A 13093-nucleotide genomic window follows, 5' to 3' on the forward strand; every position below is an offset into this window, starting at 1 on the left:
AAATATTTATGTACCGTTATGAATATTTATTCTATCATTATACTATTACAGAATTTGGAGGTACATAAATGAAGCAAAAGATTATTGCAGGAATTGCCAGTTTTACTCTACTATCCACCGCACCATTCAACGTTTTAGCAGAATCTCCACAAACGACGATTCAAAGTACTCAACTCGATGAGAAAGATAAAAGCTTGTTTAATAGCGAGCACTATGACTTTGTGAAGTACTCTGAGATTGAAGGGAAGCTTGATGCGATCGCACAGGAAAGCAATCGTGTAACTGTCGAGAAGAGCGAAACAAAATCAGCAGCAGGTCATGATATGTATGTAGTGACCGTTTCGGATGCGAAAGCGAAAGGGAAGTATGGTTACTATAAAGGTCTGCGTAAGAAAATGATCCAGTCGCCTGATAAAGCACAGGACTTTATCGATAAGCACCCTGATCTAAAGGTTCCGGTGATGATCAATGCATCGATTCACGGAACAGAATTTGTTGGAACAGACGCAGCTTTGCAATTAATCGAGCGCTTTGCCTCGGATAATGACGAACAAACGAAAGGGATTCTCGAAGATCATATCCTGATTTTCAATGTGGTAGCGAACCCGGATGGGCGTATTGATGCTACGCGTTTCAACGGAAATGGAATTGACCTCAACCGTGATTTTATCACTCAATCCCAGCCTGAAACAGAGCATATGGTAGACCTGATCACAGAATGGAATCCAATGGTATTCCTTGATCTCCATGGATATGTGAGAGGATATGGCGGCCCGACAAAGCCAGGTTTGATTGAGCCTTGTACGCCTCCTCATAATCCAAACTATGAATATGATCTGTATTCGAAGTGGGCAATGAATCAAGCAGAGGCGATGGAATCCAATATCGTTTCGAATAAAGAAAACTATGAAAATACTCATACGGAATCGTCAAAAGTAGATTATCAGAATATGGAAGGGACTTATATCCCGCAACGTGATGATTCTGCCGGATGGGATGATTATCCGCCGATCTTCACTCCAATGTATGCCATGTACCACGGGGCATATGGGTATACACTTGAAGCGCCGACCAATGATTGGGACGGGGTTCAATGGACCTATGATGCCGTGATGGGTGCACTGGGCTATGCGAGCGAGAACAAAGTGGATATGGTAAAAGATCAGATCGAAGTCTTTAAACGTGGTGTCCAGTTCGACCATCCGTTCCATACGGAAGGCCATTTCCCATCTGCTTATATTCTGCCGAATGATGAACAGGATCAAACGGCTACTTTGAAAGCCGTCCTTCATCTTCAAGATAATGATATTGTCGTAGAAGAAGCTCAGAAGGATTTCACGTTTGATGGCGTGACATATCCGAAAGGAACGTATATCGTACCGATGGAGCAAGCAAAAGCCGGCCTCGCGAACACCATGCTTTGGGACGGGGAAGACATCACTGAAGATACACCGAGTATGTATGATATCTCTGCCTGGAATCTGCCGGAATTATGGGGCTTCGATGCAGTGGAAGTAAGCAGTGACACTGAACTGAATGTTAAATCGAAACAAGTAAGAGCACTTAATGAAAGTGGAGACGTCATTGGGGACGGACCATATGCGATCCCGAATACCTCCGTGGAATCGATAGCGATTGCCAATCAATTATTAAATAGCGGACACACTCTTCACAGAGGTGAAGATGGAACAATGTATGCAGGTGCCGATGCAAAAGCAAAACTTTCCGACCTTGTGAAAAATTCTGCTGTCACGATTTCTTCCCAATCTGTTCCTGTAGGAGCGAAAGAAATGACGTCCCGGCATGTAACCCTCTTGAAAGATGGAGGAATGAACAAAGCTCAATCCCACTCTGGAACGAAGCTTGCCCTGGAGCGTCTTGGCTTCGCGGTGGAAGAAAAGACTCCCGGACAGGTAGCAGAAGAGGGTCTGGGTTCAACAGATGTGTTTATTTATAACGGGAGATCGAACCTCATTTCCTATCAAAATAGTGTGGCCAATTCGGAATTCGGATTGAAGGATGCAGCACAATACGAAGCATTCAAAGCGAATGTGGAAGGTTTTGTAGCGGATGGTGGACAATATCTTGCCGTCGGTGCAGGTGCATCTCAAGCCACGACAAAGCTTGGAATAAGTGATGTGAAAGTGGAAACAGGCGGCTCCAACAGCAACGGAATCGTCCAATTATCACACACGGATTCTACTTACACAGCTGGTTACGAAACAGCAGACATTGGATTTGTTTATCAACCAACATGGTACACGAACACAGGTAATGCAGAAATTCTATCAAGCTATCAAAACAGCAGTGACTTCTTCCTGGCCGGACACTGGAAAGACAGTGAAGCAGCTCAAGGAAAGCCTGTTATCGTGAAGGATGAAAATGTATTATTGATCGGACTCGAACCAACTTTCCGTGATCATACGGATTATCTGTTCAGACTCGTTTCAAATGCGATTTTTGCACAATAAGAAAATGGAAGAGTCGTCCAAATTGGGCGGCTTTTTTTCATCATCATACTTGTATTAATACTATTCTTTATATAGAATATATTTTGAATACTTTTAATAGTTTGATGAATGACCATTCATTCAGTTTAACTGAAAAGGGGAGGGATACAATTGAATATCGCAACACGGTTAGACCAAATCGCTCAAGAGAAAGCAGATAAAACAGCCTATTATTTCTTAAATACCTCTAGTACATACGGGGAATTAAATGCAGCTGTATCGAAATTTGCAAGTGGCTTAGAGCAATCGGGTCTGAAAAAAGGGGATCACATCGCGCTTGTATTAGGGAATTCACCACATTTCGTCATTGGATTATATGGGGCATTACGAATGGGGTTAAAGGTTATACCAATCAATCCGATCTACACACCGGATGAAATTGGCTACATTCTGAAAAATGGTGACGTGAAAGCCATTGTCACTCTTGATTTGCTATTCCCATTAATCGAAAAGATGCAGCATCTATTATCCGATGTCGAGCAATTTATCCTGTGTGAATCAGGGGATGAACGGGCAAAGGACATTGATTTAGAGAAAATCTCGCTTGCATACCCTAAAATGAAATCGTTTACAAGTGTTCTTGGGAAGGGCGATCCTGCGTTTAAGGGGGAGGAAGTGGATGAAAATGAAGTAGCCATCATCCTTTACACCTCGGGAACGACGGGGAAACCGAAAGGCGCAATGCTGACACACAAAAATATTTATTCCAATGCAACCGATGTCGGCAGCTATTTACGAATGAATGAAGACGACACCGTCATTACAGCTCTGCCTATGTTTCACGTCTTCTGTCTGACAGTGGTCCTGAATGCGCCATTGATGACAGGGGCGACCCTTTTAATCGTTCCACGCTTCAGTCCAAAAGCCATTTTTGAACTGTCGAAGGCCTATCAGCCAACCGTATTTGCCGGCGTACCAACCATGTACAACTTCCTGTTCCAGTATCCTGAAGGAAATCCGGAAGATCTATCATCTCTCCGTCTCTGCATTTCAGGCGGAGCTTCCCTGCCGGTGGCCTTACTAAAAAACTTTGAAAAGAAATTCAACGTCATGATTTCTGAAGGCTATGGCCTATCCGAAGCGTCTCCTGTGACATGTTTCAACCCGCTGGATCGACCGAGAAAACCAGGATCCATCGGAACTTCAATCATGAACCTGGAGAATAAAGTCGTCGATGAACTGGGTGAAGAAGTACCAGTCGGACAAGTGGGCGAACTGATCGTCAAAGGCCCGAATGTCATGAAGGGCTATTACAAAATGGAAGAAGAAACAGCGGCAACGATCCGAGATGGCTGGTTATACACAGGTGACCTTGCCCGGATGGATGAAGAAGGCTACTTCTATATTGTGGACCGAAAGAAAGAACTGATCATCGTCGGGGGGTACAATGTCTACCCACGCGAGGTCGAAGAAGTGCTATACAATCATCCTGGAATCGTGGAAGCAGCGGTCATCGGTGTCCCACATCCGGAACTGGGTGAAGTCGTCAGCAGCTATGTTGTGAAAAGTGAACCATCCTTAACGGAACAGGACGTACTTAAGTATTGTAAAGAGCATCTTGCCAAGTACAAGCTGCCAGCATCGATCGAGTTCATTGATGAGCTGCCGAAGAATACAACAGGGAAAATTTTAAGAAGAGCGCTGAAAGAACAAGTGCTTCAATCATAAAAAAAGAAGATGTTCAGTGGATCACTGAGCATCTTTTTTACGTTATTTCATCGCCTTACTAGCCTGTAAGAGCTTCGATTCACCTTTTTCCCACGTTTCAACCTGTTCGATCGCCTGCTCGGGTGTGAATCCCTGCCCGACCAGTACACCTGACAGGATGAACTCCTGGAAGAGGTGGGTAAGGTTGATGCCTTCTTCCACTTCAGACAGGGCTCGGGTTACAAGTGGTTGAATATACTCAACCCATTGATCGGGAAGGCTTTGGGTTTCACGGTAGTAGTGGTGCAGCCAGGCAATATCGTTTGCATATTGGTTTGAATAGGGATTCACCTGTTGATGCTGAAGGTAAGGGTTTTGATTTGAAGGATTATACAAAAGAAATACAGCTCCTTTATGGGTATATGTCACATTTAGTCTATGCACCCAACCAAGATATGTTCAACCTCGTTAAAAAATGAAAGGGTTTTCTCGGTTTGTGTCGAATCATACATAGGGAGGAATCAGTTAAAAAAAGGGGAGAACAAACATGGAATCAATCTTACTAGAACAAAAGGGCAATGTCGCCACTGTAACCATCAACCGATCTGAGGCAATGAACGCCTTTAATTACGATACGCTGAACGAACTCCAGCAGGTAGTCGAAGCACTCCGCATCAACCCGGACGTCAGAGTCGTCATCTTCACAGGAAGTGGAGAAAAAGCCTTCTCGGTTGGAGCCGATTTAAAAGAGCGCAAGACTCTGACTGAACAGCAAGTCATCCGCAACGTCTACAAAATAGGCGAAGTCTTTCAATCCGTCGCTACCCTCCCACAACCGACCATCGCCGCTATGAATGGCTACGCATTCGGCGGAGGAATGGAACTTGCCCTCGCCTGTGACTTCAGAATCGCAGTAGCAGGCACGACAATGGGACTGACCGAAACGAGCCTGGCCATCATCCCGGGAGCAGGGGGAACCCAGCGTCTGCCACGATTAGTAGGGGAATCAAAAGCGCTGGAACTAATTCTGACGGCTAAACGATTAACGTCAGAAGAAGCATTGGACATCGGACTGGTCACAAGAGTAGTAGAAAAAGAGAACTTCTTGGGTGAAGTCCATGCATTCGTGGAACCCATGCTGGCTAATGGCCCGATTGCCCTGCAGCAAGCTAAGTTTGCCGTAAAGAATGGTATGAATGTAGACCTGCAGACCGGATTACAGATTGAGAGAAAAGCATATGAGATTACCATTCCTACGGAAGACCGGGTGGAGGCTTTGTTGGCGTTTAGTCAGAAGCGGAAGCCGGAGTTTAAGGGGAAGTGATACAGGGTGGCTGAAAAGAACTCTTTTTTGGGGGTTCTTTTTGTTTTCGGTGCTTGAAGGGTAAAACCAGAAAGCAAAACATAGTACGCAACTTGAAAAAACGGTATTACAAACAAATGAAAATCTTCATTTAATCAAGAGGTTCCAACTTTGGAGCCTCTTTTTCACATGGCCCTTTTTAAACACCAAAAATCATGTAAAATAAAGAATCATACTAAAAAACACTGGAGTGACTCCTGTGAAAAAGAAACAGCTTAAACTAAGTACCATCATCATTCTCTTCGTATGCATCGTTGTCCTGGTATCACTTGTAATAACCGACTTGCTTATTTCCAGGACGATTAATGACAACATTGAGTCTAATATTGAAGAAAAGGCGAAAATCGTTTCCCGGACGGTCGCTCATTCCACGATTGTGAAGAGCGGTTTAGAGGGGGAAGGGAATGCAGATCGGATTCAGGAGTACACCCTTGATATCCAGAAATCAGCAGAGGTTCTGTTTGTAGTGGTCATGGATATGGAAGGGATACGTAAGTCTCACCCTGATCCTGATCGTATCGGCAAGCATTTTGTCGGCGGGGATGAGAAAGATGTACTCCAAGGGAAGGAAACATTGTCTATTTCAGAAGGGACTTTGGGCAAATCCGTCAGGGCATTTTCTCCTGTCTTTAATAATGAAAATCAACAGATAGGGGCTGTCGCAGTAGGGATTTCCCTGGGTAGCGTGGAGGAAGCATTGGACCAGAGTCATTGGAATATTTTAGTGGGATCTATGATCGGGATTATTGTTGGAGTCATTGGGGCCATTATTATAGCCAGGTACATAAAGAATATGTTGTTTGGGTTGGAGCCGATTACGATTGCGAAAATATTGGAAGAGCGAAATACGATGCTCCAGTCGGTTCATGAGGGGGTGGTGGCTGTCAATAAAGATACGACCATCTCATTAGTGAATAAGTCTGCCCTGAAAATATTTAATAAAGCGGGACTAAGCTCGGATCCGATTGGAATGCCCATCAAAGAATACATGCCACACACCCGGTTGGAAAGAGTCATCGCTACGGGGAAACCTGAGCTTGACGAGGAGCAAACGATCAATGGGGTATCTATCCTGGTAAACCGTGTTCCGTTAATCGTCAATGATGAAGTAGTCGGGGCGATATCCACCTTCCGTGATAAAACGGAAGTGAATCAATTGGCTGAGCAGTTAACGGGTGTCAAATCGTATGCGGAAACGCTCCGGGCCCAGTCCCATGAATTTATGAATAAGATGCATGTGATTCTGGGATTGGTGAAGATGAAGGATTACAATCATTTAAATCGCTACGTGAAAGAACTTGTTTCCCTACGGGTCGATGAAGTGAGCACGGTGACGTCGAAAGTGAAAGATCCTGCTTTGGCTGGTTTTATCATGGGGAAACTGAGCTATGCGAGGGAAAAGAACGTTGCATTGACCATTGAATGCCACGACTTTATCCCGGAACCCAAAGATCCTACTGTAACACATGAACTGATTACCGTGATTGGAAACCTATTGGATAATAGTGTTGAAGCAACGACAAATAGTGATGAAAAGGAAGTGCTGATGGAGCTATTCTATGAGGACGAGCAATTTGAAATGGTCGTGACGGATACAGGAGAAGGAATGGCGGATGAAATAGCAGAGGATATCTTCATCAAAGGATACTCTGCTAAAGGGGAAGGAAGAGGATACGGTCTCTTCTTAGTGAAAGAAAGTCTCCGTAAATTGAATGGAACCCTGCACGTCGAATCAAAGGTAGGCTCGGGAACGACGATGATTGTTCAAGCTTCATATAAGGAGGGGAAGAAGATTGATTAATGTATTGATCGTGGAAGATGATCCGATGGTGGCACGGTTTAATCAAAAGTATCTGGAAGAGATCAAAGGGTTTCATTTAATAGGAATCTCTAATTCGATTGAAGATGCCTCGGCGAAAGTAAGTGAGTATAAGATTGATCTGGTTTTATTGGATGTTTATATGCCTGGGAAACAAACCGGGATGGATTTGTTAGAGCAAATACGGAAGGAACAGCGGGAGACAGATGTCATCCTCATCACAGCCGCATCAGAAGTCGATAATATCCAGAGCGCACTTCGCATGGGGGTAGTGGATTATTTGATCAAGCCTTTTGAATTTGAACGGTTTAAAAAAGCATTGACGACTTATCGGGAGAGTAATCGGATGCTTCAAAAGCAATCTACCATCGATCAAAGTGAACTCGATTTACTTTTACTTAGGGATGTGCAAGCCGGGGAGAAGGCACCCCTCCCTAAAGGATTGACGAGCAGTACATTATCGTCTATCTACGACGAGATTGTGAGTTTCGAGGAAGAGTCGTTTTCAACAGATGATATTGCAGACGTGACGTCCATTTCACGGGTGTCGATCAGAAAGTACCTCAGGTTTTTAAAAAGTATCGGCGTGGTTGATGAGACCCTGATCTATGGTGTCGGAAGGCCGGTCTATCAATATACAAGGAACAAACTGAATAGCTCACGCATTCAAAGCTATTTGTAAGCAGCCTATCCGGCTGCTTTTTTTAATTTTAAAAGTCAAACAATAGTTTCATAATCTATGAAAAGGTAAAGCGTTTTCATATGATGGGTATACATTGTAAGCGATTACGTTAGGAGCGATTGGATGACTCGAAAGAATTTAAAGGAAGAAGCATTATCCATACATGAATCTCATGCAGGGAAAATTGAAGTGGTGAGTAAGATTGATATTTCATCTGAAGAAGATCTTAGTCTTGTCTATACACCGGGTGTCGCCGATGTATGTAAGACGATAGCCGAGGATCCCAGGCAGGCCAATACGCTGACATCGAAAGGAAACATGGTGGCCATCGTCACAGACGGTACAGCTGTATTGGGTCTTGGTGATATCGGTCCGGAAGCCGCGATCCCGGTCATGGAAGGGAAAAGCATGTTGTTTAAGAAGTTCGCCGGTATAGATGCCTTCCCCCTTAGTTTGGATACGAAGGATGTAGATGAAATCGTCACGATTATTAAAGCCTTGTCTCCTTCTTTTGGAGGGATCAATCTGGAGGATATTTCAGCGCCGCGCTGCTTTGAAATTGAAAACCGGTTAAAAAAAGAGTTGGATATTCCCGTTTTCCATGATGATCAGCATGGTACGGCCATAGTCGTCCTAGGCGCGTTAGTCAATGCGCTGAAGGTCGTAAACAAATCATATAAGAAAGTGAAAATTGTCATCAATGGGGCGGGGGCAGCTGGAATCGCGATTGCCGAACTCCTTTTATTCGCAGGTTATGAAAATATTACTCTCGTAAGTTTAGAAGGTGTACTGTGCAAGGGGGAGAAATGGATGAATGCTACCCAGGCGAAAATTTCTACACGCACGAACCTGCTGGGGGTGCGGGGTGAATTATCGGATGCGATAAAAGGAGCCGATGTATTTATCGGTGTATCCGGGCCTGGAGCCCTCAAGAAAGAGTATATTAAAACGATGAATGAGCAGCCGATTGTGTTTGCCATGGCCAATCCGATTCCTGAAATTTATCCGGAAGAAGCATTGGAAGCAGGCGCAGCGGTAGTAGGGACGGGAAGATCGGATTATCCGAACCAGGTCAATAATCTTCTCGCTTTCCCTGGGATATTCAGAGGAGCGCTGGATGCGAAAGCAAAGGATATCACAATGGAAATGAAAGTGGCCGCTTCCTATGCCATAGCCGATGTGATCAGCTCTTCTGAATTGAACCCTCAATATATTATTCCGAACGCGCTTGATTCCCGTGTGGCAGAAAAAGTCGGGGAGTCCGTGCGAAAGATTGCATGTAAGGAAAGCAAAGCAAACAGTTCAGTTTCGTAATTTTTATAATGACAAAGGGGATGATCAAGATGGGACAAGCAGCATCAACACTTTCATATAAGAAGGAGAAAACAAAAGAGAATGTGACGCTTACGAAAGATCGATCGCTTCAGATTTTCAATATGCCGATCCTTTGGTTCCTGATCTTTACGGGAATTACGTTGGCCAGCTTGTATACGGGGAACCTTCCAGGGGGAATGATCGGTAGTCTTCTCGTCATGATGGTTCTTGGGGAATTATTCGGATGGTTAGGAGACCGTACGCCGATTGTGAAAACATTCCTTGGCGGAGGTGCCATCATTGCGATCTTTGGATCTGCTTTTATGGTTTACGCAGGTTTACTTCCGGAAGCCACCGTCACGTCCATGACTGACTTTATGAAATCAGGCGGTTTTTTGAATTTCTATATTGCTGCATTAATTACGGGAAGTATTTTAGGAATGAATTCAAAGGTTTTAGTTAAAGTGGGTCTGCGCTATTTCCTACCGATTTTCGGAGCGGTAGCCGGAGCCGTGATAGTAGCAGGAATCTTTGGATCTCTTGTCGGATTTACCCTTCAAGAAGCCATCCTCGTCATTACGATGCCGATCATGGGTGGCGGAATGGGAGCTGGAGCTGTTCCCATGAGTCAAATCTATTCTGAAATGATGGGGAATGATCCAAGCTATTATATCTCCATGCTCGTGCCAGCACTGGCATTAGGGAATGTATTTGCAATTATTTTAGCATCGGTTCTTGATATTATCGGAAAAAAAGTACCTTCCCTAAGTGGAAACGGTCAGCTTATGAAAGGTTTTACTTATGAGAAGACAAAGCAGAAGTATAATATTGAAAAGATGGGAGTGGGCTTACTCGCTGCCCTGACATTCTTCACGGTGGGGACATTGCTGGGATCCTTTCTTCCCCTTCATCCATATGCCATCATGATCATTCTTGTGGCTGCAGCGAAGATTTCTAACATGATCCCTCAAAATGTCGTAGAGGGAGCCAGTCAGTGGTATCAATTTGTAGCCAGCAACTGGACGTTCGCTTTATTATTTGGGATCGGTGTCGCGTACACAGACTTAGATACCGTTCTTGCTGCGTTGACGATGCAATATATCTTGACCGTATTCGGAGTCGTTTTAGGAGCGATCCTCGGTGCGGCTATCCTTGGGAAAGTCGTTGGCTTTTACCCGATTGAAGCTGCGATCACCGCGGGACTATGCATGGCGAATATGGGGGGAACGGGAGATGTTGCTGTGTTGTCAGCATCGAAACGAATGGAGCTTATGCCTTTCGCTCAAATCTCTTCCCGATTAGGCGGCGCATTGATCCTGCTGTTAGCCGGATTAATTATCCCGCTGTTGTAAATATGGTACACTTAGGCTTGACTCTAGTAGTCAAGCCTATCTTTCATATTAATAGATTGTGGTGACGTAAATGGACGTAATATTGATTGTACTGCCTGCATTACTGGTCTTTGCTGTTGGATATATCGGCCAAAAGAAACTTGGTTTCGAGATCAATTCGATTTCGAAGATGGCCATTTACTTAATGTATCCATTTCTGGCATTCAAGACATTTTACGAGAATGAACTGAATATGGATTATCTTTATATTTTTCTTTTTTGTATCGCGCTTTGTGTGATCCTGATTGTTTCTATTAAAATAGTGGCGAGGTTTAAAAACTATTCTAAACCGAAAGTATCGGCCATGATTTTATCCGGGGTATTCATGAACAGCGGCAACTATGGAGTACCGATCATCCTATTCGCTTTCGGTGAGCTCGGTTTTCGCTATGCGGTCATAATGATGGTGATCCAGTCATTTCTGATGAATACAATCGGCCTCTATTATGCTGTCAGTGGCAGTGATAAAAAGAGGGAAACGAGCGAAATCTGGATGAAGATCGTCAAGATGCCGATTCTGCATGGTGCTTTTCTTGGGCTGGGTTTTCAATTGTTTCATCTTGATGTGCCGGTGTTTATGAGTCAGACCATTGATCTGATTTCCCAGGCAACGATTCCTACGATTATGGTGGTGTTAGGAATGCAATTAGCGACATTGGGAGGGAAGAAGGTGGAAAGAGGCGCCCTTTCCTTTATTGTGATCATGCGAATGGTAGCTTCACCCATCATAGCTCTGGTCGTCGTTTCGTTCCTTCCTATTTCTACTATGCTGGGATCGATCCTCATTATTTTGGCAAGCATGCCAACTGCTGCGAATACGACGATGTTTTCATTGCAGTTCAATACAGAACCTGATTTAGTGTCGACAAGTACCCTTGTCACTACACTTATGAGCATTGTGACGATTCCGATTATGTTGGCTCTTGTATCCTTATAGAAGCGAAGATGCTTGAGATGTATCAAGCAGCTTTTTTTTAAATAGAAGAAAGGAAGTAGAAGTCTCTCTTTTTGACAACTGTTCTCGAATCTATTACTATTGTAAAATAAATTCCAACTAATTCAATCAGATTAAGGAGGAATATGCATGGCTGGCTATGTGCAACCGATTAATGAACAAAAGGGTCCAGAGAAAGCGAGTACCGAATTGAACCCGCCACAGACCTCTTTAGTGGCCGGCGGTTTAATCGTTACAGTGATTCTTAGTCTATATTTACTCTTTACACAAGAAATTGCCCAAACCGTGTTACTGTTGCTGGGGCTGTTGTTAGGATATACATTATTTCATGCAAGATTCGGATTCACTTCTGCTTTCCGAAGAGTGATGTCTGTAGGGAACGGGCAGGCACTGCGGGCACATATGGTGATGCTTGCCGTTGCCGTAACGTTATTTGCTCCGATCCTTGCGACAGGGTACACATTCTTTGGGGGTGAAGCGGCAGGTTATGTATCACCTGTTGGGGTAAGTTTACTGGTAGGTGCCTTCCTGTTTGGGATTGGGATGCAGCTTGGAGGAGGCTGTGCTTCAGGTACCCTTTACGCAATCGGCGGCGGCCGCTCGGTTATGTTTATCACATTGCTATTCTTTATTGTCGGTGCCACAGTCGGAGCCTATCATCTTCCATTTTGGACAGAGGAATTGCCGTCCTTCAAACCTATTTCATTAGCAACTTCTACCGGATTAGGTTATTTCGGGGCGTGGGTCGTTTCGATTTTATTCTTTGGATTCATTGCGTGGATTACACTGCGGGTGGAGAAGAAGAAAAAACCGCCCCGCATGGCGACACTTCCAACATCAAAGGGATGGAAACGGATTTTACGTGGATCCTGGCCCCTTTTGGCAGCAGCGATTGTATTGGCTGTGTTAAATGCTCTTACTCTCATGACACGGGGGAATCCTTGGGGAATCACTTCTGCCTTTGCTCTATGGGGATCAAAGGTTGCCGGAATGTTCGGGGTCGACGTAGCAGGCTGGGGCTACTGGACAGGAGCCAATGCTGAAGCTCTTCAAGCATCGATCTTGGCTGATTCCACAACGGTATTAAACTTCGGTGTCATCCTTGGAGCATTTCTTGCATCTGCTGCAGGAGGCCTGTTCCGTTTTAATAAAATCACCGGGAAAAATGCCATGGCGTCCGTCATTGGTGGACTGCTGATGGGATACGGTGCACGTTTGGCATTCGGATGTAACATTGGTGCTTATTTCGGAGGGATTGCTTCCTTCAGTCTTCACGGTTATATTTGGGGGATCCTTGCCCTTGGCGGTACGTTCCTGGCACTATATCTTCGTCCGCTATTCGGATTGTCGGTGCCGAAACCGAAGGATACATTTTGCTAGCTGGATAGTTTGAAAAAGTCCTGCATGTAGTT

The 13093-nt window shown here is 44.5% G+C and carries 10 protein-coding genes; 9 read left to right on the forward strand and 1 reads right to left on the reverse strand.

All coding sequences use genetic code 11. The features are described 5' to 3' along the window. Window positions 1-68 precede the first annotated feature (68 nt). Together Q1B03_RS07790 and Q1B03_RS07795 are read left to right on the forward strand one after the other, a co-directional pair. Window positions 69-2471 carry a M14 family zinc carboxypeptidase gene (locus Q1B03_RS07790; RefSeq protein WP_299740054.1) on the forward strand — a complete coding sequence of 801 codons (2403 nt, stop codon included), beginning with the start codon at window positions 69-71 and terminating at the stop codon, window positions 2469-2471. Window positions 2472-2621: 150 nt separating this feature from the next. Continuing rightward, window positions 2622-4178 (forward strand): fatty acid--CoA ligase family protein, encoded by a 1557-nt coding sequence (locus Q1B03_RS07795; RefSeq protein ID WP_299740056.1) that lies wholly within the window; start codon window positions 2622-2624, stop codon window positions 4176-4178. Window positions 4179-4220: 42 nt separating this feature from the next. Here the strand turns inward: Q1B03_RS07795 and Q1B03_RS07800 are convergent, their stop codons facing one another. Further along, window positions 4221-4553 carry a hypothetical protein gene (locus Q1B03_RS07800; protein WP_299740058.1) on the reverse strand — a complete coding sequence of 111 codons (333 nt, stop codon included), beginning with the start codon at window positions 4551-4553 and terminating at the stop codon, window positions 4221-4223. Window positions 4554-4704: 151 nt separating this feature from the next. On the opposite strand from Q1B03_RS07800, the gene Q1B03_RS07805 reads away from it, so the two are divergent. From Q1B03_RS07805 to Q1B03_RS07835, 7 genes are all read left to right on the forward strand, one after another. Further along, the gene (locus tag Q1B03_RS07805; RefSeq protein WP_299740060.1) at window positions 4705-5481 is read left to right on the forward strand and encodes an enoyl-CoA hydratase-related protein; all 777 of its coding nucleotides are present in this window, start codon (window positions 4705-4707) and stop codon (window positions 5479-5481) included. A gap of 238 nt (window positions 5482-5719) precedes the next feature. Further along, window positions 5720-7321 carry a DcuS/MalK family sensor histidine kinase gene (gene dcuS / locus Q1B03_RS07810; RefSeq protein ID WP_299740062.1) on the forward strand — a complete coding sequence of 534 codons (1602 nt, stop codon included), beginning with the start codon at window positions 5720-5722 and terminating at the stop codon, window positions 7319-7321. Further along, window positions 7314-8021 (forward strand): response regulator, encoded by a 708-nt coding sequence (locus Q1B03_RS07815; RefSeq protein ID WP_299740064.1) that lies wholly within the window; start codon window positions 7314-7316, stop codon window positions 8019-8021. The genes dcuS and Q1B03_RS07815 overlap by 8 nt, the downstream gene beginning before the upstream one ends. A gap of 123 nt (window positions 8022-8144) precedes the next feature. Further along, on the forward strand, window positions 8145-9335 hold the full coding sequence (locus Q1B03_RS07820; protein ID WP_299740066.1) for an NADP-dependent malic enzyme: 1191 nt from the start codon (window positions 8145-8147) through the stop codon (window positions 9333-9335). Window positions 9336-9364: 29 nt separating this feature from the next. After that, window positions 9365-10687: a 2-hydroxycarboxylate transporter family protein gene (locus Q1B03_RS07825; RefSeq protein ID WP_299740068.1), complete on the forward strand. Its 1323-nt coding sequence runs from the start codon at window positions 9365-9367 to the stop codon at window positions 10685-10687. A gap of 70 nt (window positions 10688-10757) precedes the next feature. Further along, window positions 10758-11663 carry an AEC family transporter gene (locus Q1B03_RS07830; protein ID WP_299740070.1) on the forward strand — a complete coding sequence of 302 codons (906 nt, stop codon included), beginning with the start codon at window positions 10758-10760 and terminating at the stop codon, window positions 11661-11663. A 147-nt stretch (window positions 11664-11810) separates the two neighbouring features. Beyond that, window positions 11811-13061, forward strand: coding sequence for a YeeE/YedE family protein (locus Q1B03_RS07835; RefSeq protein WP_299740072.1), 1251 nt, complete (start codon window positions 11811-11813; stop codon window positions 13059-13061). The last annotated feature ends 32 nt before the right edge of the window (window positions 13062-13093 follow it).

The organism is uncultured Rossellomorea sp., from assembly GCF_947488365.1.
Taxonomy (GTDB): Bacteria; Bacillota; Bacilli; order Bacillales; family Bacillaceae_B; genus Rossellomorea.